This is a genomic window from Synergistales bacterium, assembly GCA_021736445.1.
Classification (GTDB): domain Bacteria; phylum Synergistota; class Synergistia; order Synergistales; family Aminiphilaceae; genus JAIPGA01.
In genome coordinates, this window is sequence record JAIPGA010000003.1 from 71,173 (window position 1) to 93,375 (window position 22,203).

Consider the following 22,203-nt stretch of genomic DNA (forward strand, 5'->3'; position numbering starts at 1 on the left):
TGCGGCGGGGCCTCACCCGGCTCCGCCGCCCCAAACCGTTCCGGCGACGCCGTCGCGCTCCTTTTTTAGATACTCAGCGAATCGACAAGGCCGAAGAGCTCCGGCGGGAGGTACTTCTTGGTCTCCCAGGCGGTGGAAAGCGCGCTGGACTGCATGGCCCCACAGATCGACCCCGCCATGACACCCCTCCGGCCGTCGCGCAGCTCCTCCACGGCGAAGGCACCGAGACGGGAGGCGAGGATGGCGTCCCGGGCCGTCGGCGCGCCGCCGCGCTGGATATGCCCCAGCACGGTGATCCGCGCGTCGTAGCCGGCGGTATCCTGGATCTGCGCCGCCAGATCGTGTGCCGGCATGACGCCTTCGGCGAGAATGATGAGGGAGTGGGTCTTCCCCCTTGTCTTGGCATAGTGCAGTTTATCACAGAGTTTGCCCATGCTGAAGGGCACCTCGGGGATCACCACATACTCCGCCCCGCTGGCCACACCCACATAGAGGGCCAGGAAGCCCGCCTCGCGCCCCATCACCTCCACGATAAAGAGCCGGTCGTGGCTGCTGGCCGTGTCGCGGAGATTCACCACCGCATGGAGCGCCGTGTTGGCGGCGGTGTCAAAGCCGATGGTCTCGTCGGTCCCGGCGATGTCGTTGTCGATGGTGGCCGGCACGCCCACCACGGGATAGCCCTTTTCGGCCAGCTTCGCCGCTCCTTTGAAGGAGCCGTCGCCGCCGATGACCACCAGACCGTCGATGTCCATCTTTTTCAACTGCTGGAGCCCCTCGTTGACGCCCTCGGGCTGCTTGAACCGTGCGCAGCGCGCCGTGCGGAGGATGGTGCCCCCGCGGTGGATGATCCCCCCCACGGAGCTCTTGGTCAGAGGGACCACGTCCCCTTCCAGGAGACCTTCGAATCCCCGCTGTACCCCCACGACCTCCACGCCGTGGTAGATCCCGGTGCGGGCGACGGCACGGACGGCGGCATTCATCCCCGGCGCGTCGCCGCCGCTGGTCAACACAGCTATGCGCTGCATCGGGCTCCCCCCTTCACGACAGCATCCCCCACAGAGATCTACGAACCCTTCTGCAGCTCGTCGAGACGCTGCTCGATCTGGTAGATCTCATCGTAGATCCCCTTCAGCTCCTGTTCCAGCTCCTTTTTCTTTTTGTTGAGCTTCTCCAGGCGCTTCAGCAGACGGTCCGTCTCCAGCTGCCGGGCGGCCTTGCCTTCAAAGAGCTTGGTCGGATCGTCGCGGTGAATGTCCCAGAGGAAGTCAACCGTTTTCCCCATTGTCGTAGAGTGGATATTCTTGTTGAGGACCAGTTTGGCCCGTTTGGCTCCCTCGAGATAGGACTCGCCGGTCTCCGGGTTATTCCGGGGGAAATACACATAGCCTTCCTGACTGTCATCGATGGGGAAGTTGAAGCGCCCATCGACCTCGATGGGTTTCAGCTTCGTATTGTCAATCCACAATGCAAGCTGTCGCTTGAACGGAGCCAAATGGAGCGATGAACCACGAACCTTGAACTGGATACGCAGCGGAATCGTCTCTTCAAGCCGAAGGGTCTGGAAGAGCTCGTACTTGTAGGATTCCATCTCGTCCTCCGTCCAGAGGTGCTTCTCCGCCTCCTTCTGGACCAGTGCCTGGATGTACTCGCCGCTCATGTATGTGGCGGTGATATCCAACTCCTGGATATGGTCCGGCCCCACAAACTCCTGCTCCTTCTCCCACCTGCCGATGACCTGCTCGGGGTTCGCCGCTTCGGCAGCAGGCAACCATCCGCTCATCAGGGTCACCACGCCCAACAGAAGCGCGACTCCCGGTACGCTCCGAAAGAGCCTCAACATAGAACATCCTCCCTCATTCTTGGAATCCCCACCATTATACAGAGAACGGCACAAAAAAAAACGGGAGACCGAAGTCTCCCGTTTTTTTGTTCAGTATTACTTAGAAGTAGACGCGGGTACGGAGGCGGACAACATTGTCGTCGGGCGTGCCGGCGGCATTGATGGCATCACCGTAGTCCCAGTCGCCGTAGTAGAGCTCGAAGTACATGTTCGGCGTGTACCAGTACTTCATGCCTGCACCGAGGTTGGCGAGGTCGTAGTCGCCTGCGCGGTCGACCTCAATGCTGGCATACCGCTGGAAGGTGCTGAACTTGTCGGTCCACTGCTGGTTCAGATAGCCGTAGCCGTAGTTCCGGTCGAAACCGGTGCTGCTGCCGCCGGTGGTGAAGACATCGTACGCGGCAGAGCTCACCCAACCGATCGGCTGGATATCGGTGGTGAAGTTTCCATCCATGTGGCCGTACTCGAGCCAGGCGCTGGTGAACCGCAGCGTGTCCTGACCGACATCCAGGATCGCCTTGTAACCGGCGGGGCTGTCCTCGAAACCGGCAGGCATGGCACCAATGTAGTCGATGTCCTTGACCATGTAGGCACCCTTCATCGCCACATCGGGCGTGAAGTTGACCGTGAAGTCGGCTTCCATCATATTCCACTGGTTCTCGGGATTGGCGCCGTCGGCAAGAGCGGCGTTCTCGTCGTCGTACTGACGTCCGCGGTACATGGCGGCGAAGCGCATCTTCTCGTTGATGTCGAAGTTGAAACGCAGGGCATAGTCATAGAGATCCTGCGCGCCTGCCGTGCCATCCTCGGTGTGGGTGACGTACAGGTTGGCGGTACCCAGACCGAAGTCCTTCGTAAAGAGGGCACCGTAGCGGGTGTTGTCGTCGAACCAGGTATCCCAGTCGTTGTAAAGACCGGCATTGCAGCCCCAGCACCAGTACATCTTACCGATGGTAGCCTCGATGTCCCAGGGCATCTGGATGGTCACGTTGAAACGGGACCACGTTGCATCCTCGCCCGTAATCCGGCCGGTGAAGGTCACCTTGTCGTCCACATACTTGCGCATCCAGAGACGATAGCGCGTTCCTACGATGTCGGTGTCGCCTTCGGTGTAGGTGCCGTTCGCCTGATCGGCGAACTTCCAGTCGGAACGCAGCTCGCCCCAGAAAGTCCAGCCGCCGATGTCCTCTTCGAGTACGGCGACGCGCTCGTCGAGATCGTCAACCTTGACGCCCAGTGCGTCCAGCTCGTCCTTGAACTCGACGACGAGCTTCTTGAGCATCTCGACGTCCTGCTTGCTCGCCTTGTCCATGTCAACGACGGCGAGGGCTCGGGCGACGATGGTGGCCATCTCGTAGCGGGTCATGGGCTGATTGCCGCGGAAGGTGCCGTCGGGATAGCCGTTGACAACGCCCTTGGCAGCCAGCTGGCTGATGGCGTCGTAGGCCCAGTGGTTCATGGGTACGTCCATGAAGGGATTGGCCGCGAAGGCCGGGGCCGCAAAGGCCACGACCATGACTGCTGTGAGCAGTACAACAAGTTTCTTCATAATGTGTAACCCCCTTGTTCTGTATGTACGGCCTGCTGCTTCCCTGGGGGCACCTATGGAAGTCTCCACGTTTCCTTCCACTCGCCCTCTGTGGTCGCATGCCAGGTCCGTCTTCCTGATACCGCTCGCCCGTGTTGGCTGGGGGTCACTGCACCTCCTTTCCTGCCTTCGGGGGTCACAGCGGTGTTGGAAGCCTTGTCAAGATGCGTTGTCTCTCGCACTATCCGTATGGTATCCGTAAAATAGCGGGCACACAATAAGCCAAAAGACCCAATTCCATGCTGTCTTGCGGCTTCCTTCCCGTTCCCCGCTCCAGCATCGCCTATCCTACCATCTCCGCGCCTCCGTGCATACCTGGATTGGCCGCGATCCTTCCTGTCAGCACGGAGACCGCTACCGGCGCGACCGGATCCGCTCCACCAGGTCGGTGGTGGAGTGGTCCTGCACGAAGGGGACGATCTCCACACTGTCGGCGCTCTCCGCCCCGGCCACCTCGTCGGGTCTGTAGTCGCCCCCCTTGACGAGCACATCGGGACGCAGCCGCCGCACCAGCTCGGCGGGGGTGTCCCCGTCGAAGACCACCACCATATCCACCGCAGCAAGCGCCGAGAGCACCTTGACCCGCGACTGCTGGTCCTGCAGCGGACGGTCCGGCCCCTTGAGCCGCCGTACCGAGCTGTCGCTGTTGACGGCCACCACAAGCCGGTCGGCCATCCTCCGGGCCTCGGCAAGGCAGTCGATGTGTCCGGGGTGGAGCAGATCGAAACAGCCGTTGGTGAAGGCCACCCGGAAGCCGCACCGCCGCCAGCGCTGCACCTGTCCCAGGGCATCGTCCCAGTCGGCGGCCACGGCGGCGGAGAAGGGTTCCGTCAGACGGCCCTCCTCGGGATGGACACGGAGTTCACGTTTGAGCTCCTCAGCGCTGACGGCGTAGGTGCCGGCCTTGCCCACCACGATACCGGCGGCCCGGTTGGCCGCCAGCATGGCGACGGAGAGATCCCGCCCCGCCCCGAGGGCGCCGGCCATGACGGCGGCGACGGTGTCGCCGGCACCGGAGACATCGGAGATCTCCCTTGCTTCGGTGTGCCGGTGCTGCGCTCCCTCGGGCCCGATGAGGCTCATCCCGGCGCCGGAGCGTGTGACCAGCAGGCGGGAGAGGTCGTACCGCTCCCGCACCAGCTCCCCCGTGGCGGCCACGGCGCTGTCGTCGTTGGGCACTGCGTCTCCGGCGGCCAGGGAGAGCTCACCCAGGTTGGGGGTCACCATGGCGGCGCCGCGGTAGCGCTCCCAGTCCTCCCCCTTGGGGTCCACCAGAACGGGGATGCCCCGTCCGCGACACTGCTCGATCACCAGAGGGCAGAGCGCGTCGTCACAGAGGCCCTTGCCGTAGTCGGAGAGCACCACAACGGCCACGCCGGCGAAGAGGCGGGACAGGGAGGCCGCGAAGGATTCCATCTGTCCTGCGGCGAGACCCCGGCGCTCTTCCACATCCATACGCACCAGATGCTGGGTGGCGGCCAGCACCCTGGTCTTGCGCGTCGTCGGCCCCGGCGCGGCGTACAGTCCGCTGCTGTCGATCCCCGCTTCGTCCAGGAGGGTGCGGAGCACCCCACCGGGTTCGTCGTCGCCCACCAGCCCGGCCAGCGAGACCGAACAGCCCAGCCGGGCGAGGTTGAACGCCACATTCCCTGCGCCGCCGGGCACGTGGTGCTCCCCGTCGATCCGCACCACCGGCACGGGGGCCTCCGGAGAGATGCGCCCTGCGGTCCCCTGGTAGTAGGTGTCGAGCATCACGTCGCCGATCACCAGCACCGGCAGCCCCTGGATGCTCTCGATGATCTGGAATGCTTCAGCCGGCATCGCCAGGCACCAGTCGCCTACAGCAGGCTTTCCCGCAGGATGGCCATGCAGGCCTCCAGGGAAACCTCGCGGGGGTTGCCCGAGATGGCCTCTTCGTTCTCCATGGCCATCCTCGCCACCTCCTGGAGCGCCTCGTCGTCGGGTTCGATATCCAGCTCCTCCAGTCCTGCAGGGAGATCCAGATCCATCACCAGTTCCTCCAGTGCTTCGGAGCAGGCGAGGGCCTGATCGCGCAGGGGTCCTTCGTCGATCCCGCTCTCCAGCATATCGGCTGTCAGGGCGTACTGCTCCGGTGCGGCATGGGTGTTGAACTCCGTCACGATGGGGAGCATCACCGCAAGGGCGATGCCGTGCCGGAGCTGGTATCTGGTCTCCAGGGCCTGGGCCAGCGCCGAGGCCAGGCCGGGGCTGCTGTTGGCGGCGGCCAGACCGGCGTAGTAGGCGGCGAGCAGCATCTCGGTTCTGGCTTCCATATCGTCGGGGCTGCAGTAGCTCGCCCGGAGGTTCCGGGCGAACCGCCCCAGGGCCTCTTCGGCAAAGACGTCGCTGAAGACGGTGGCGTACTTGCTGCCGTAGGCCTCGATGGCGTTGGCCAGGGCGCTCATGCCGGTAGAGGCGGTAAGCTCCGGCGAGAGGGAGACCAGCAGATCCGGATCCAGCAGCGTGTAGGCCGGCAGCAGACTGCTGTCGGTGATGCTCTTTTTCTTGCCGTCGCTCTGCCGCACCAGACGGGCCGTCGGCGAGGCCTCGGCGCCCGAGCCGGCGGTCGTGGGGATCATGACGGTGGGCACACCCGGGTTGGGCAGAAGGTTGCGACCGTAGTAGGCGGACGCAGACCCTTCGTTGGTGAGCAGCACACTCACCACCTTGGCCACATCGAGACAGCTGCCGCCGCCCAGACCCAGGACCAGCCGGCAGTCGTTCTCCCGTGCCAGCTCGGCGACGGCGTCGGTGCTCTCCGTCGTTGGGGCGGCCTTGACGCCGGAATAGACACAGCAGTCGGCGCCGGTTTCCTCGACGATCCCGACAAGCTGGTCGGCGGTGCCAAGCTCCTCCATCGAACTGTTGGTCACCAGTACAGTGCGTTCTACCCCCAGGGTACGGACAATGCGGGCCGTCTGCTGCAGGGCCCCCTGTCCGAAGGTCACCTTTCCGGGGACGGTCATCTCCATAAACATCGGCATACTCCTCCTTTGTGATGCTGCCGGCCCGCTGTCCAGGGACATCCGTCGCCTACAGCCGGGGCCGCTCTCTCTCAAGACACTCCGCAATCATCCGCCAGGCGGCCGTGGCCGCCCCGCCGATAGCGCTAACATACTCCATCGCCCTCTTGCCTGCAACGGTGGAAGACTCCCCGGCGGCAAAGATCTCCATCGCACCGGCCAGATCGGCGCTGTCCGAAACCGTCCAGGCGGCGCCGAGCTCGTCAAGCCGCCGGGTGTGCTCGGCGAAATTGGCCATGTTCGGCCCGTGGACCGCGGGCACCCCCCAGACAGCGGGCTCCAGGATGTTCTGCCCCTGCCGGGGCGGGACAAGGCTGCCGCCGATGAAGGCGCCGCAGGCCAGGGAGTAGAGCCCGAAGAGGACGCCTACCTGGTCCGCCACCAGGATCTCCCAGCCCGGTGTCATCCTGGAAAGGAGCCGGGCCGTCCCGCAGGCACGGGCCTGCTCCAGGACACCCTCAGCCCGTTCGGGGTGACGGGGCACCAGCACCAGTCTGGCATCGCTCCGCCTTGCCTTGAGCGATGCAAAGGCATCGAGCACCACAGCGTCTTCTCCGGGATGGGTGCTCCCGGCGACGAACAGCGGCCCCGGGCCGGCCGTCCTGCGCACGCCCAGGATCTCCGGGCTGCTCCGCGCCGCCTCCCGGCGGTTGAGGATCGCCTCCACCTTGCAGTCGCCGGTGACGTGCACCCGTTCCGGCGGCGCGCCCAGCTGGAGAAAGCGCTCCCGATCCAGGGAAGAACGCACCATCAGCAGGGTAAAGCTCTCCAGCAGCCGCGCCACAAAGGGCCTGCACCGCCGGTAGCGGGCAAAGCCGGCGTCGCTCATCCTGCCGTTGGCCATGAAGGCGGGGATACCGGCCCGCTGGAGGCGTTGCAGGAGATGGGGCCAGATCTCGGTTTCCATCGCCACATAACAGCGGGGCTGCAGCGCCGCAAGCGCGCGGTCCACGATCCGGGGGACATCCCAGGGGTAGTAGATGTGGCGGTCCATCGTCCCTGCGGACAGGGTTTCGGCCATCCGTTTCCCTGTGGGCGTGGTGGTGGAGAGCAGCAGCGGCGGGGCGCCCCCGGCCCTGGCGGCGGCGAGCAGCGGCGCCGCCGCCTGCACCTCCCCGACGGAAACGGCGTGCACCCACAGGGGGTGTTTTCCGCCCAGGCGCCGCACGTCTTCGTCGTAGAATCCCCGCCGCTCCGCCAGGCCGATACGGTAGCGGCGGGCCAGCCAGGGGTAGGCCAGGGTATACGCCACCGGTACCGCCGTCCGGTAGAGCACACCACAGGCGCCGGAGCGGAGCCCCACTAGGCGACCCCCGCTTCCAGCAGCGCGTGGAGATGGAGGATGCCCACCAGACGCCCCTCCTCCATCACCAGCAGCACGGTGATCTTCTTTTTGTTCATGGCCAGCACCGCCTCGGCGGCCAGCCGATCCGGCCCGATGGTGGCGGGCGCCAGGGTCATCACCTCGTGCATGGGCAGGGAGAGCGCCTCGTTGCCGCGGTCTTCCATGAGACGCCGGAGATCGCCGTCGGTGAAGACACCGCGCAGCGTCTCCTGGTCGTCAAGCACGGCGGTGGCGCCGTAGCCCTTGCTGGTGATCTCGAAGAGCGCCTCCCGCACCTGGGCGGATGCCCGCACCACAGGGAGCCGCTCCCCGCCGCCCATCAGGTCGGCCACCCGCAGCAGCAGCCGCCGGCCCAGAGCGCCGCCGGGATGGAAGAGGGCGAAGTCCTCCTGTCGGAGTCCCAGGAGCTCCGTGGCCATCCCGGCCAGGGCGTCGCCCAGAGCGAGCTGCAGGGTGGTGCTGCTGGTGGGGGCCAGGCCCAGGGGGTCGGCCTCGCGGGAGACGGAGCAGTCCAGCACCACGTCGGCGTCCCTGGCGAGACGGGACCGCAGGCCGCCGGTCATGGCGATCACCGGGGCTCCCAGGCGCCGGAAGTAGGGGAGCAGCTCCAGCACCTCCCGGGTCTCGCCGCTCTGGCTGAGGAAAAAGCCTACATCTTCCCTGCAGACCATCCCCAGGTCGCCGTGGGAGCCCTCGGCGGCATGGAGAAAGACCGCCGGCGTTCCCAGGGAGGCAAAGGTGGCGGCGATCTTCCTGGCGATGAGGCCCGACTTGCCCATGCCGGTGACCACCAGTCTCCCCCGGCACTGGTGGACGTATCGGGCGGCCTCCACCATTTCGTCGCCGATCCGTCTGGAGGCCCTGTGGAGCTCCCGGGCCTCCTGGGAGAGCACCTTGACTCCCACGTCCAGGAGGCTCTCCGGGGCGATCTGGTTGCCTTCCCGTTCTCTCGGCAGTGGCGTCATTCCGTTCCGCCTCCTTCCAACCAGCGGGGATCTGCAAAGCCCAGCCGCCGTGTCACGGCGCCCACGGCGGCGACCTCCCCCAGCAGCGCGTCGAGCCGGGGGAGGGGCACCATGTTGGGGCCGTCGCTCCTTGCCCGGTCCGGTTCCGGATGGGTCTCCAGAAAGAGGGCGTCCACCCCGATCGCCACGGCACCCCGGGTCAGCGCCTGGATGTACTGCCGGTCGCCGCCGCTGGTGCCGCCCGCCCCGCCGGGCCGCTGGACGCTGTGGGTGGCGTCGAAGACCACGGGATAGCCGAACCGCCGCATGGCCACCAGGCCCCGGAAGTCCACCACCAGCTGATTGTAGCCGAAGAAGGTGCCCCGCTCGCAGAGCAGGAGGCCGCTGTTGCCGGTGGAGGCCACCTTGGCCGCCACGCGTTCCATGTCGGCCGGGGAGACGAACTGGCCCTTTTTCACCTGCACCGGCAGGCCGGTACGGCCCGCCGCGAGAAGCAGATCGGTCTGCCGACAGAGAAAGGCGGGGATCTGCAGCAGATCGACGCACTCCGCCACAGCCTGCGCCTGGCCCGGTTCGTGGATATCCGTCACCACCGGCACGCCCACCTGCTCCCGCACCGCGGCGAGCCAGGCGAGGCCCTGCTCCATGCCGGGCCCTCGGTAGCTCTCCACGGAGGTGCGGTTGGCCTTGTCGAAGGAGGCCTTGAAGATGTACTGCATCCCCAGCCGCCGACATGTCTCCTTCGCCTTCCGGGCCACCTCCAGCCCCATCTCCAGGGATTCAAAGGCACAGGGGCCGGCGATCACCGTCAGCCGATCCGCACCGACGGCGAGCCCGCCCACATGTACAGGTGCTACCATGTTACGCCTCCCTTCCGGCGAGCGGATCGCCGTTGCGCTCGATGTAGGCCTCGCAGGCCGCCACATCCTCGGCGGTGTCGACGGAGATGCTGTCCCGCGGCGCCCGGGTGCAGTGGATACCGTAGCCGTGTTCCAGAACCCGCAGCTGTTCCAGACTTTCGGCACGCTCCAGCGGGGTGGCCGGCAGGGCGGTAAACCGCCGGAGAAACCAGGGGCGAAAGATGTAGGGCCCCATATGTTTGTACCAGGCAACACCGGTCCCCCGTGGATAGGGGATGGGACAACGGCTGAAGTAGAGCGCCTGCATCGAGGCCCCGAAGACCACCTTCACCACGTTGGGGTCCTCACGGTCCGCTTCCTGTTCGATCTCCCTGACCAGGACGCCCAGCGGAGCCTCCTGCGGGGCGAAGGAAGCGATGAGGGGCTCCACCAGGTCGGACGCCACCAGGGCGTCGTCACCCTGTACATTGAGGATCAGGTCGTACTGCTCCTCCAGGCGTTCCGCCACACAGGCCACCCGATCCCCCCCCGTGGCGAGATCCGCGGGGGTCATCACCGCTTCGCCTCCGGCCGTTTCGACGGCCTCACGGATGGCCTCGGTGTCGGTGGCCACCAGCACCCGATCCACAGAAGGACAGGCCTGCATCTGCAGCAAGACCCGCACCACCAGCGGCACGCCGCAGATGGAAACCAGAGGCTTGCCGGGGAGCCGGGTGCTGGCGTAACGCGCCGGTATCACCGCCAGCGTCTTCATGGCTCATCTCCTCTCTCCCATATCTTCAATCGCCGGAAGACCCGGCAGCGCACCGCACCGCCCAGGTCGCCGGCCAGATAGTCGGCAACGTCGTCCAGCGTTCCCGGGCCGCCCATCTGGGTGCGCCCGCTCCGGGCCATGGCCCGGAAACGCTCGGGATCACCGAGAATGGCTGCGGTCTCCACGGCGAGTCGGCGTGCGCTCCGCGGCACCAGCACCTCGGCATCGCGGAGCAGCTTTTTCTGCACCTCCTTGCCCTTCTCCCGGATCGACACCACCGGGAGACCCAGGCCGGCGCAGACCTGATTCGCCGTTCCGCCGAGACCGATGACGATCTCCGCCTCTCTGGCCGCCCGCGCAACGCTGCCGCCGCAGAGCGTTATGGACACCCCGGCGGCGTTGGAGAGCCTTCCGTCATCACCACGCCACCCCATTCCGGCGGCGGTGCGCAGCACCTCATCAAGGGAGATCGTGGGGGCACGCACCATGACAAAGGTGGTGGACACCCTCGCCTGAAGCTCGGCGGCCGTCTCCAGCAGCAGCCCAAGATCCTGCAGAGCCCGGCGGCGGCTCCCCGGGAGGAGCAGGACCCGCCGCCCGCTCCCGCCGGGCCATTCGGGGGGGTGCCCTTCCGCTTCCTCCGTAACGAGATCCATCACCGGATTCCCCCTATAGCGGGTGGGCACATCCGCCGCAATCAGGTCATCGCGGGTCTCCCTGTCTCTGGTCCACACCAGAGGCGTACGGCGGCGGAGCAACCACCGTTCCAGCCGCCAGTACCCCCCGAGGCGTTCGCTCTTGGCGGTGGCCACCAGCAGGGGGTTCTTGCCCTGTCCCCAGAGGGTGTGCAGCAGGAGGTAGACGTCACCGACACAGACCACCATTCCCGTTCTCCCCCGGAGTGCCTTCCAGGCCCGCAGCTGTCGGGCGATCTGCCGGAGCAGGCCGCTGCGGAGATCCTGCAGAAGCGCCCGCAGGCTGTATTTGAGGACACCGCCGCTGGGGGTCTCCGCAGGGGGCGAACGCAGGGGGATCCCCTCGTTCCGATAGGCCTCGCCTCTGCCGACCAGGGTAAAGCCCTCCACCGCCGCCTCGGGAAGGCGGCGCCGGAGTGTCCGGGCCAGCTGCGCCCCGATGGCGTCCTCTCCGTAGCCGTTGGAGGCCACGATATAGCGGGGACGGAGCTGCTGCAGCGCCTGTTTGAGAAAGCGGCCTTCGTCCTCTGCCGTCGCCTGGACCCGGGGATACCACAAAGGGAACGAGAGCCGCAGATCGCCCGGCAGGTTGAAGAGATCCTTCTCCGTGCAGACCAGTGCACCGCAGCCCGCATTCCCTGCGGATCGCTCCAGGCTGCGCAGATCCCAGGCGGTATACCGGTGGTGGTCCCGGAAGAAGGTCGTTCCGGCGATGCGCACCCCTCGCCGCTCCAAAGTCGTCTGAAAGCTGTCGGGGCTGCCGATGGCCGAGAAGACCCAGACAGGCGTCCCGAGGTGCGGCGCGGCATGGGAGTCGCCGCCCCACTGCTTCCAGCCGGCGAACTCCAGTCGCGAACAGAAAAGCCGTTCTTCGGGGACATACCGACGCACCCGACGTTTGATCGCGTCAAGCGCCGGAGGCTCTACGAGATCGGTCTTGGTCAGCACAACCAGATCGGCGCGCCGCAGCGCCGCAGGACGCTCGCGGAGCACCCCCGCAGGGAAGAGCCTGCCGTTGCCGAAGGGACAGGTGGCGTCCACAAGGACGATGTCCAGGTCTCGGTCCATCTTTCTGTGCTGGAATGCGTCGTCCGCCACGACGATGTCGCAGCCCTCTTCGGCAAGGGCGGCCACCGCCGCCATCCGGTCCACCGCCACAGCCACCGGGACCGATGGAAAGGAGGCGGAAAGCAGCAGAGGCTCGTCGCCCACCTCCGATCTCTTCCCCTTTCCGCCGCTGATCACCGCAACCCCGGCCGCCGTGCCGCTGTATCCGCGGCTGACGATTCCGACCCGCAGCCCCGTTTCCCGGAGAGCCGTCACCACAAAGGCCACAAAGGGCGTTTTGTTGGTGCCCCCCAGGGTGAGGTTGCCGACGCTGATCACCGGCAATATCGGTTCCCGTTGGGAGAGGAGTCCGTGATCGTAACAGGCGTTGCGGATCCGCGAGCAGCCATCCACGATCCATCCCAGAGGTGCCATCAGACACCAGGGAGAATGGTGGACTCTTCCGGAGGCATAGTCCAGGAAGTGCCGCTGCAACCTACCCACCGGTCGTCGGGACCCCTTTGCGCCCCTCGGGCTCCTCCGTTTCCGCCTCTTCGGCGTGGCCGAGCTGCAGCCTGTAGAGCCCGTTGTAGACCCCGCCGCAGCGCATCAGCTCGCCATGGGTTCCCTCCTCGATAACGGCCCCCTCCTGGAGCACCACAATCCGGTCGGCACCGCGCACCGTGGAAAGCCGGTGGGCGATCACCAGGGAGGTGCGCTCCTCGGTGGCCTTCTGCATGGCCGACTGGATCTGCACCTCCACGGCGGCGTCCAGCGAGGAGGTCGCCTCGTCGAGGATGAGGATTGCCGGGTCCCGGATGATCGCCCGGGCGATGGCGATCCGCTGCCGCTGGCCGCCGCTGAGCGTGACGCCGCGTTCGCCCACCTCGGTGAGGTAGCCTCTGGGGAGCGAGGCGATGAACTCGTGGATCCCGGCGATGCGGGCCGCCTCCTCCAGCTGTTCGCTCCGGACCTCCGGGAGGCCGTAACCGATGTTGAACCCGATACTGCCTTTCAGCAGAACGGGATCCTGCGGTACAATGCCGATCTGTCTGCGGAGGCTGTGGAGATCCACATCGCGCAAATCGTAGCCGTCCACGGAAACCCCTCCGATCTGGGGATCGAAAAAACGCGGCACCATATCCGCCAGGGTCGATTTGCCGGAGCCGGTGACCCCGACAATGGCCACCGTCTCCCCGGCGCGCACGTGGAGATCCACACCGGAGAGCACCCACTGTTCCGACTCGTAGGCGAAGTGCACGTTCTGGAAGCGGATCTCCCCGGAGAGTCTGGGGAGTGTCACGGCGTTCCGGGGAGAGGCGATCTCGCTGGGGCTGTCCAGAAGCGAAAAGATCCGGTCCCCCGAAGCGAGGCCCTGCTGGATCTTCCCGATGGAGCGGGCGACGATACGGATGGGATGCACCAGCAGACCGAGGTAGCCCAGAAAGGCGATCAGCTCGCCGGGCGTGAGGGCGCCTTCCACCACGAAACGCCCCCCCAGCCAGAGGATGATCGACAGGGCGATGACCACCACCACCTCAACAGCGCCGCCCAGAGCCGCGTCGAGCCTGGTACCCCGCATGAGGGCCCGGAAATTGATGTTGTTCTGGATACGGAAGCGCTCCAGCTCCTGATCCTCCGTAGCGAAGGCGTGGACGATCCGCAGCGAGGCGATGGCCTGCTGGGCCAGCGACGCCAGATTGGCCACCTGCTCCTGGATCTCGTGGCCCACCTTCCGGAGTTTCTTCGAGGTCACGTTGATCAGCAGCGCCGCACCGGGCATCACCGCCAGCGCAACCAGGGCGAGCTTCCAGTTGATATAGACGAGAAAGCCCAGCATGCCGACCACGGTGACACACTGCACCACCAGCTCGACGGCGACGCGGGTCACCACATCCTGGAGGACGTTCACGTCGTTGGTCACCCGGGAGATCAGTTCGCCCACGCGCCTGCCGTTGATATAGCGCAGCGACATCCGCTGCACATGGTCGTAGAGGCGGACCCGGAGATCCAGGATCACCCGCTGCCCCGCCCAGGTCATCAGGTACCGCTGGCCGAAGGTGAAGAGGGCCTTCAGAAAATACAGCACCACCATGGCCACAGCCAGCATGTTGAGGACCGCGAGATCCTTCCCGATAAGTACCTCGTCCACCACGTTTTTCAGGATCCAGGGGGGCAGAATGCCGCAGACCGAAGCGAGGATCATACAGATGACGGCCAGAACGATGCGCTTCGCGTAGGGTCTGGCCCAATAGAGGAGGCGGGCATAGACCCCATTTTGCAATGTGTTCACGTTACATCACCATTTCCTTTGTCCGTTCCGCAATCATAGCGGCGGGGCCGTCGCTGCCGGTGGAGGCGTCCCTCCGCAGCTCGGCAAAGCGGGTACGGACCCGCCGCATTCGTTCCGGGACATCGAGCAGCGCGGCGACGGCCCGGGCCAGGTCCTCAGGTTCGACAGCCCCGACCATCTCAGGCACGAGCGGCTCGCCCGCAATCCTGTTCGGCCACGCAACATACCCCCGCCTCCTGATCCGGTCAAGAGCCCTCCTCCGCAACGGAGCACCAATCATGGGCAGTCCCGTCAGGAATCCGGCGACTCCAGGCAGGGGGATCATGGCGAAAAAGCGCTCCGGCACCGCCACAACAAAGGGAACGCCGGACTGCATCAGCTCCAGGGTGTTGGTCCCCGGCTGGGTGACGGCCAGGTCGGCCCCTTCCAGAACCCGTCCCGTTCCGGAGGCAGTGGGATTGAGACCCTCGGCATCCCAGCGCCGCCACTCTTCTCTGGCCGAGAACGGAGAAAGCAGCGTCGCGATCTCCACGGCCTCCCGGCGTGCGCGCAACCGCGAGGCCGTCTCGCCGAGATAGGGGAGCGAGGCCCTGCGGATATCCGCTCTGCTCCCGGGGAAGAAGACAACCCGCCAGGCATCCGGTTCCTTCCAGGGCGGCGGGCCCTCGTCGCAGGCCAGCGCATCGCGCACCAGATCGCCCGCCACCTCGGCCCTGACACCCCGGCCGGCCAGCCATTGGGCCATTGTCGCGTAGGCGGTAAAGACCTGAGTGCAACGCTGCAGGCCCTTTTTGTATCCGTAGGTGTAACAGCAGAGCGGCACACCGCAACGCCCGGCGATCCAGCGGCCCACCAGCAGATCGCCGCCGAGCTGCACCACCCCCGAGATCGCCCTTCCGGGGGCGGCGAGAAAGGAAACGAACCCTTCCGGCCCTTCCACCGGCGCATCGGTGATCCCCTGCAGGACAGGGCGTTCCGAACCGGAAGCGAAGGGACAGGGAAGAAGACGGATCCGCAGAGGAACCCCCCGGACCCTGTAGGCCTGCAGCAGCGGCCGCACCCAGCCCCACATCTCTCCTGGGCCGTTGACTAGGAGCAGGAGGGGACGCATGCACCAGTCAGCGAACAGATCGTCTCGGCCCAGAAACGGTAGGCGCCGGGGGAACCCATCTGTTTCCTCGCTTCGGCGAGCCCGGCATGGATTCGTCGCCGGTAGGCGTCGTCGCCGGCATAGCGTTTCAGGGCATCCACCAGGGCCTCCGGTGTGGCCTCGCCCTGGGTGTACTCCGGATACAGCCTCTCCCCGGCAAGGATGTTGGGCATGGCGACATAGGGTGTTTTGATCAGAGGGCGTGCCAGAAAGGCCGTAAGGGGGCTCATCGTGTAGGCCACGACCATGAACCGGTCGGCCAGGAGGGCTTCCACGGCGGCCGTCCCGCTCGCTCCGGCAACCATATCGGAAGAGGCGATCAGCTCCCGTCCGGGTCCCTCCCAGAGCGGCAGCGATCCGGCATTGCGGGAGAGTCTCTCCCGGTCCTCCGCTGCCAGGGAAGGGCTCACCGAGAGCACCGGGGCATAGCCCTCCCGCTGCAGACGGCGCCCCACCTCCGTCAGAAGCGGCCCGAGACGACGCACCTCGCTCCGGCGACTCCCGGGGAGAAGGGCGATACGCTTGAGAGGCGCCTGGGGGGGACGGGGGGCAGGGCTCCGCTCCTCCAGGAGGGGGTGGCCGAGATAGCGGCTTGGCACCCCTTCGTCGAGGAGCAAACGGTGTTCGAAGGCGAACAGCGGCAGACAGCAGTCGACATACCGGCGGAGCGGCTTCAGCCGACCCGGACGCCAGGCCCAGAATGTGGGGGGGATCAGGTAGACGAGGGGGCCCCTGTATCCGGCGCGCCGAACCGCCCTGGCCAGAGGAAGGTGGAAATCCGGGCTGTCCACCACCACCACCGCCTCCGGCTCGTCTGTACGGACCCATTCCGCCATCTGCCTGCGGATCCGGAGGAGCGCGGGGATCACGGAGATCGCCTCGGTGAGCCCCACGACATTCTGCGCTTCACAGTCCCAGAGCTGCCTGACCCCGGCTTCCTGCGCCCGGGGACCCACCATGCCCTCCAGCCGCGAGGAGACCCCCATCTCCCGAAGCGCTGCGGCAAGGTGGGAGAGATAGGCGTCTCCGGAGGGCTCGCCGCAACTCAGGAAGAGGCTCACCGCTGGATCCCCAGGAGGGCTATCCCCTGGTCGTCGGCAAAGCGTTCCATCCGCTCCCTGTCCAGGACGATGGTCCGCCCCGCCTCCACAGCCAGACAGCTCAGCCCAGCCTCGTGCATCGCCTGCAGCGTATCGAGCCCCACCACGGGGATATCGAAGCGTTCGTCCTGGTCGGGGCGCATCATCTTCACCACGGTGCCGCCTCCGCTCCCGAACTGGCCGGCTCTGCGGATGGCGGCATCGGTCCCCTCCATAGCTTCAACCGCCAGAACGGCCCTGTCGGCCACCACCACGGTCTGTCCGAAGGAGAGGCCCAGGATCTGCGCGGCGATCTCCCGCCCGTAGCGACAGTCTTCCAGCTCCCGGTCCGTCGGATTCCGCCCCGCCCGGTACCCGAGAGGGACAAAGAGATCGCCGGCGATCTCCCGATATCCCGCCACAGGGAATCCCTGTCCTTCAATGACAGCGACGATCCGGCCCAGAAGCGTATGGTCGTCGTTGGATCCGCCGTGGTGGAGCACCGCCTCCGCAGTGGCGTCGTGCGCCCCGGAGGCAAACATGAGCCCCTTGGGCACCCGCCCGGCCATCACCACCTGCCGCACACCCCAGGCATGGAACGCTGCCATTACCTGCGGAAAGTCGATCCCTTCGAGGGGCACAACGTGATCGGCACAGGCGGCGACGTCGCTGTCGGCGCCTATGCCGACCACCACCAGGCTGTCCCCTCGTTCGGCGACCCGCCTGGCCACCGCCACCGGAAGTCTTCCTTCCCCGGCGATCAAGCCTATGGTTGTACGCATCGCAATCGCTCCTCCATCACGGGGTTTCGCTCTTCCCTCCGGCTATCGGTTGGCCCGCTTCGCCAGAAAACCGCCCAGCAGCAGAAAGAGGACAAAGGGTGTCCAGGCACCCACCGCGGCCGGGATAAATCCGGCCAGCGCAAAGGCCCTGCTGAAGGACATCACCACATAGTAGGCAAAGGCGACCAGGATACTCAGACCAAGGCCGATGCCCGTTCCGCCGCGGTGGGAACGCACGCCCAGTGTCGCCCCCACCAGAGCCAGCACCACCGCCGCCCAGGGGAAGGCAATGCGCATGTGGAGATAGACAAAGAGCTTTCTGGTGCTCCCGCCCTTGGCGGAGACGATGGCGATCTCGTTGATGAGCTGCGCGATGCCCATCTTGTCCGGATCCCGGCTGGAACGCTCCAGCTGCTCCGGCGAGAGCCGCAAGGGGATCTCCTGGGTCTCGAAGGTCAGCATCAGCGATACCGTCCCTTCGGGCGAGACCTGATAGACCTTGCCCTGGCGCAACCTCCACACCGAACCGTCCCAGCTGCCCTTTTTGGCCTGGAGGATCCGGCGCAGGCGCCCCCCGTCGAACTCCTGGATCAGGATGCGCTCCATGGTGCCCACCCTGGGCTTGAGCTTCTCCACGTACATCACGCGCTTGAGCTCGCCTTCCTCCTCCTGCCGCAGGAAGATCCGCTCCTTGATCAGCGAGGGACGCTGGTTCCGCACCTCGGCGTTCATCAGGTTCTCCGCCGCACGGTAGCTCAGCGGAACCACGCTTTCGTTCCAGAGAAAGCAGAGCATGGAAAGCAGCACCGCCACGATGATAACGGGCCGCACAATGCGCTGGAAGGAGATCCCCGAGGCCTTGAGCGCCACAATCTCGCTCTGTGCCGACATGGTGCTGAAGCTCAGCAGCGCCGACAGCAGCGCCGCCATGGGGAGGATGGTGCCCACGACCTCGGGAAGCCGGTAGAGAAAGAGCCGTGTCACTACCCAGAGGGAGACACCCCGCTCGATGATCAGGTCTGCTACGTCAAAGAGGATGCCCCCGGCCACAAAGAGCACCGTAAAGGCAAGAATGCCGAACAGCAGCGGCCCCGCCATCTCCTGCAGTATGTAGCTGTCGAGCATCCTCCAGAGTCGCCGCCGCGCCATCAGGACCCCGTTCCGCCTTGCTCCGCGAGGGCATAGAGATAATCGGCCATCTCGCGGACGGCGCCATGGCCGCCGCGCCGGGTGACCACCACATCGGCCGCCTGTTTGACCGCCTGTTCCGCATCGGCGACGGCCCCGCCGATACCGGCCCAGCGGATGCAGGGGATATCGGTGAGATCGTCGCCGATATAGGCCGTTTCCGGGGCGCCGCAGCCCACCGTTCCGGCAATACGCCGCAGCTCGCCCAGTTTGTCGCGGACGCCGTTGCTGCAGTACTGGACGCCCAGTTCCCCGGCGCGCCGTTCGGTGACAGGGGAGGGACGCCCGCTGATAAAGGCCAGGACCACGCCGGTTCTTCCGAGCCGTACCAGTCCGAATCCGTCGCGGACATGGAAGGCCTTCATCTCCTCTCCTCCGCCGGAGAGCAGCACCGTGCCGTCGGTGAGCGTGCCGTCCACATCCATGGCGAAGAGCCTAACCGTCATCGCGATCCCGCTTTCTGCCCCTGCCCACCCAGGGGGTCATCCCCCGTGTGGAGGAACCAAAGAAATCCAGGATCTCCCGCAGCGACTGGTCCGCCCGCGCCTCCGCGGTGTCCAGCTCCGCAACGGCCCGACGCATCGGGAGCGGCGAGGTGCTCAGCCGCCGGTAGAAGCGCCGGATGGCGTCCCGGCTCGCGGAGCTGTATCCCTGCCGTTTGAGCCCCACACGGTTGATCCCGTAGATCCGTCCGGGATGCCCGTCGATCAGCGTAAAGGGGGGCACATCCTTGACCAGTTTGGAGAGACCGCCCACCATACAGAGCCTTCCGACCCGGACAAACTGATGTACGCCGCTCATGCCGCCGAGCACAGCCCCGGGACCCACGGCGACATACCCCGCCAGCCCCACCTTGTTGACCAGCGTCGCCCTGTCGCCAATGGTGCAGTTGTGCCCCACATGGACACCCTCCATGACCATGGCGCCGTCGCCGATGGTGGTGCTGTTTCCCTCGCCGCAGGCCCGGTGTATCGTCGCGTTCTCGCGGACGATTACGCTATCTCCGATGATCACCCGGCTCGATTCGCCCCGGAAGTCCAGATCCTGCGGCTCCCGTCCGATCGTGGCGTGTTCGAAGATCCTGCATCCCCGCCCGATGGTCACGTGCCCGCAGATGCGGACAAAGGCTTCGATCCGTGTCCCCGCCCCGATCCGCACGTGGCCGTCCACAACGGCATAGGGCCCTATGGACACGCCATCGGCCAGTTCGGCCTGCGCCGAGACCAGCGCTGAGGGATGCACCTCGACGGTCATCGGGGCTACTCCTCCCCGCCGTGCTTTCGCTCCGAAAGCGCAAAGCTCAGCTTGGTCTGGGTAACAAGCTGCTGGTCCACCGTGGCTTTGGCCTCCACCTTGCCGACCCGGCCCCGGAATTTGATCACCCAGGCCTCTGTGGTCAGCTGGTCGCCGGGCCGCACGGGCCGACGGAACCGGGCGTGCTCGACACCTGTCAGATAGATCAACGGATCGGCTACCCCGGGCAGCTGTACCACCATCATCCCCGCCACCTGCGCCATGGATTCCAGGATCAATACTCCAGGCATAATCGGCTCTCCGGGGAAATGTCCCTGAAAAAAGGGTTCGTTGATGGAGACGTTCTTGACCCCCACCACATGCCCCTCTTCCATCTCCAGTATCCTGTCGACAAGGAGAAAGGGGTATCTATGGGGAAGATGCTCCATGATACCCTTGATGTCCACCATACCGTTTCCGCCCCCTCGATTTGGTCTCCTCTACAGATGTTCAGCGCCGCCCTGTCAGACGACGCAATCTCGATACAAGCCTTCTGTGCGTTCCATGGCCCGCCCGGCAGGCCACCACATGGGCCTTCAGCCCCCTGCCCAGCAACGCAAGGTCGCCGAGGAGATCAAGCATCTTGTGGCGCACGCATTCCCCTTCCATCCGGAATCCTCCGGGGTTCAGCGGTCCGTCCTCCCCCACCACCAGGGCGTTGTCCAGGGCACCGCCCACCGCAAGGGATCGACCACGAAGGGCGGCCACCTCCTCTTCCAGCGCGAAGGTCCGCGCCGGGGCGATCTCCCGGACAAAGGCCCCGGTCTCCCCGATGTCGTGCCGCACACGCCGGCAACCGATGTGGGGGTTGGCGTACTCCAGGATATAGGTCAACCGGAGCGAAGGCGCGGGGAAGGCGGCGACAAAACGGTCGCCTGCCGGGTCATCGACCACAAGGGGCATCGCAATGGCGAGTTCCTCCGGCTTCTCCCGGTCGGTTTCGCACAGCCCCGCTTCGCGAAAGGCCTGGACAAAGGGCAGGGCGCTCCCGTCGAGGATGGGGATCTCCCCGCCGCGGATCTCGATATCGGCATGGTCCACGCCCAGTCCGGTCAGTGCGGCGAGGAGGTGTTCCACGGTACGCACCCGACGGCCGCCGGAGAACACCAGCTCCGTTCCCCGCTCGGCATGGGGCATCCCGGCCTCCCCCAGTGTGCAGCGCATCTCGCCGAATCGGAAGGCAATGCCGGGTCCCGTTGGGGGCATCACGGTCACCGTGGACGCTCCACCGCTGTGCACCCCGATGCCCCGGAGGGTGACGGGCCTGCAGAGCGCTACTCCCCGCACGACTCCCCGCCTTTCAAACGTTTCAGTTCCGCCTCCAGCTGGCGCAGTCGCCTGGAGAACTCCGGCAAACGCCGGATATGGGCCCTGGCCCGATGGTCCACCCAGTGGTCCCTGGCCGGGAAGCCGGAAAGGGTGAGCCCCTCGGGGGTGTCTTTCATGACCCCCGACAGGGCGGTCACGGATGTGCCGCTCCCCACACGCACATGCGGCGCCGTGCCGCTGCGGGCCGCCATCACCACGTCGTCGCCCAGCTTCGAGCTTCCGGCAAGACCGGCGAAGGCCACCAGGATGCAGCGCTCGCCGATCTGCACATTGTGTCCCACATGTACATGATCGTCGATGATGGAACCGCGCCCGATCCTGGTGGAACCCATGGTGGCACGGTCGATGGAACAGCAGGCACCGACTTCCACCTCATCCTCGACAACCACGTTGCCGATCTGCGGGATCTTCCGGTGCCGCCCCTCCTCATCCTGCAGGAAACCGAAGCCGTCGCAGCCGATGACAGTCCCGGAATGCACGAGTACCCTCTCGCCCACCACCACATCGTGATAGAGCACCACCTGCGGCTCCAGCCTGCTGTCCGCGCCGACTGTGACGTTTTCGCCGACAAAACACTGGGCTTCCAGGTTCACCCCTGCGGCAAGGACGGCCCCGGCGCTGACGACACACTGGGGCCCAACGACGGCCTCCGGGTGGACAAAGGCACTCTCCTGCACCACGGCGGTAGGATGGATCCCACTGGGGACACCCCGCCGTGGGGCAAAGAGCGGGAGCAGATCGAGCAGACGTTCCCGGGGGGCATCGCATTCGACGCCGTCTTCACCCTCAGGTATCCAGCCGGGGCGCGTGAAGAGCGCCTCTCCGGGATGGATATCCTGCCGGGAGCGCTTGTCCCAGACAACTATCAGCGCTTCCGGTTGCTCGCAATCCAGCGGTGCCGCCACCTCGGCGACCACGCGGCTCCCCTTTCCCCGAACCACACCGCCGACC

Annotated in this window: 20 protein-coding genes; all 20 read right to left on the reverse strand. The window is 66.1% G+C overall.

The window, feature by feature from the left end; all coding sequences use genetic code 11:
* Nucleotides 1-65: 65 nt before the first annotated feature.
* Entirely contained in the window at nucleotides 66-1,025 is a 960-nt protein-coding gene (pfkA, locus tag K9L28_01305) for a 6-phosphofructokinase (GenBank protein MCF7934971.1), read from the reverse strand.
* A 38-nt stretch (nucleotides 1,026-1,063) separates the two neighbouring features.
* Nucleotides 1,064-1,840 (reverse strand): hypothetical protein, encoded by a 777-nt coding sequence (locus tag K9L28_01310; GenBank protein ID MCF7934972.1) that lies wholly within the window; start codon nucleotides 1,838-1,840, stop codon nucleotides 1,064-1,066.
* Between the two features lie 100 nt (nucleotides 1,841-1,940).
* Nucleotides 1,941-3,389, reverse strand: coding sequence for an S-layer homology domain-containing protein (locus K9L28_01315; GenBank protein ID MCF7934973.1), 1,449 nt, complete (start codon nucleotides 3,387-3,389; stop codon nucleotides 1,941-1,943).
* Nucleotides 3,390-3,782: 393 nt separating this feature from the next.
* Nucleotides 3,783-5,249, reverse strand: coding sequence for a bifunctional heptose 7-phosphate kinase/heptose 1-phosphate adenyltransferase (locus K9L28_01320; GenBank protein MCF7934974.1), 1,467 nt, complete (start codon nucleotides 5,247-5,249; stop codon nucleotides 3,783-3,785).
* 17 nt (nucleotides 5,250-5,266) lie between these two features.
* Entirely contained in the window at nucleotides 5,267-6,427 is a 1,161-nt protein-coding gene (locus tag K9L28_01325) for an iron-containing alcohol dehydrogenase (protein ID MCF7934975.1), read from the reverse strand.
* Nucleotides 6,428-6,482: 55 nt separating this feature from the next.
* Nucleotides 6,483-7,775: a 3-deoxy-D-manno-octulosonic acid transferase gene (locus tag K9L28_01330; GenBank protein ID MCF7934976.1), complete on the reverse strand. Its 1,293-nt coding sequence runs from the start codon at nucleotides 7,773-7,775 to the stop codon at nucleotides 6,483-6,485.
* A complete protein-coding gene (locus tag K9L28_01335) occupies nucleotides 7,775-8,782 on the reverse strand; it encodes a KpsF/GutQ family sugar-phosphate isomerase (GenBank protein MCF7934977.1) in 1,008 nt (335 codons plus the stop codon). The genes K9L28_01330 and K9L28_01335 overlap by 1 nt, the downstream gene beginning before the upstream one ends.
* Entirely contained in the window at nucleotides 8,779-9,642 is an 864-nt protein-coding gene (kdsA, locus tag K9L28_01340; GenBank protein MCF7934978.1) for a 3-deoxy-8-phosphooctulonate synthase, read from the reverse strand. Before kdsA ends, K9L28_01335 begins: the two co-directional genes overlap by 4 nt.
* A 1-nt stretch (nucleotide 9,643) precedes the next feature.
* Complete coding sequence (gene kdsB, locus K9L28_01345; protein MCF7934979.1) at nucleotides 9,644-10,396, reverse strand: 3-deoxy-manno-octulosonate cytidylyltransferase; 753 nt, start codon at nucleotides 10,394-10,396, stop codon at nucleotides 9,644-9,646.
* Nucleotides 10,393-12,642 carry a tetraacyldisaccharide 4'-kinase gene (gene lpxK / locus K9L28_01350; protein ID MCF7934980.1) on the reverse strand — a complete coding sequence of 750 codons (2,250 nt, stop codon included), beginning with the start codon at nucleotides 12,640-12,642 and terminating at the stop codon, nucleotides 10,393-10,395. Before lpxK ends, kdsB begins: the two co-directional genes overlap by 4 nt.
* Nucleotides 12,635-14,344 carry an ABC transporter ATP-binding protein/permease gene (locus tag K9L28_01355; GenBank protein ID MCF7934981.1) on the reverse strand — a complete coding sequence of 570 codons (1,710 nt, stop codon included), beginning with the start codon at nucleotides 14,342-14,344 and terminating at the stop codon, nucleotides 12,635-12,637. The genes lpxK and K9L28_01355 overlap by 8 nt, the downstream gene beginning before the upstream one ends.
* Nucleotides 14,345-14,432: 88 nt before the next feature.
* Nucleotides 14,433-15,503: a hypothetical protein gene (locus K9L28_01360; protein MCF7934982.1), complete on the reverse strand. Its 1,071-nt coding sequence runs from the start codon at nucleotides 15,501-15,503 to the stop codon at nucleotides 14,433-14,435.
* A 17-nt stretch (nucleotides 15,504-15,520) separates the two neighbouring features.
* Nucleotides 15,521-16,642 (reverse strand): lipid-A-disaccharide synthase, encoded by a 1,122-nt coding sequence (gene lpxB, locus K9L28_01365; protein ID MCF7934983.1) that lies wholly within the window; start codon nucleotides 16,640-16,642, stop codon nucleotides 15,521-15,523.
* Nucleotides 16,639-17,442 carry a UDP-2,3-diacylglucosamine diphosphatase LpxI gene (lpxI, locus tag K9L28_01370; protein MCF7934984.1) on the reverse strand — a complete coding sequence of 268 codons (804 nt, stop codon included), beginning with the start codon at nucleotides 17,440-17,442 and terminating at the stop codon, nucleotides 16,639-16,641. Before lpxI ends, lpxB begins: the two co-directional genes overlap by 4 nt.
* 42 nt (nucleotides 17,443-17,484) lie before the next feature.
* Complete coding sequence (locus K9L28_01375; protein ID MCF7934985.1) at nucleotides 17,485-18,591, reverse strand: LptF/LptG family permease; 1,107 nt, start codon at nucleotides 18,589-18,591, stop codon at nucleotides 17,485-17,487.
* Entirely contained in the window at nucleotides 18,591-19,076 is a 486-nt protein-coding gene (locus K9L28_01380) for an HAD hydrolase family protein (GenBank protein MCF7934986.1), read from the reverse strand. The genes K9L28_01375 and K9L28_01380 overlap by 1 nt, the downstream gene beginning before the upstream one ends.
* Complete coding sequence (gene lpxA / locus K9L28_01385) at nucleotides 19,066-19,884, reverse strand: acyl-ACP--UDP-N-acetylglucosamine O-acyltransferase (GenBank protein MCF7934987.1); 819 nt, start codon at nucleotides 19,882-19,884, stop codon at nucleotides 19,066-19,068. Before lpxA ends, K9L28_01380 begins: the two co-directional genes overlap by 11 nt.
* Nucleotides 19,885-19,889: 5 nt before the next feature.
* Nucleotides 19,890-20,333 (reverse strand): 3-hydroxyacyl-ACP dehydratase FabZ, encoded by a 444-nt coding sequence (gene fabZ, locus K9L28_01390; GenBank protein ID MCF7934988.1) that lies wholly within the window; start codon nucleotides 20,331-20,333, stop codon nucleotides 19,890-19,892.
* 40 nt (nucleotides 20,334-20,373) lie between these two features.
* Entirely contained in the window at nucleotides 20,374-21,210 is an 837-nt protein-coding gene (gene lpxC, locus K9L28_01395; GenBank protein ID MCF7934989.1) for a UDP-3-O-acyl-N-acetylglucosamine deacetylase, read from the reverse strand.
* The coding region (gene lpxD, locus K9L28_01400) for a UDP-3-O-(3-hydroxymyristoyl)glucosamine N-acyltransferase (protein MCF7934990.1) at nucleotides 21,198-22,203 on the reverse strand (1,006 nt) is incomplete at its 5' end. The genes lpxC and lpxD, both read right to left, overlap by 13 nt.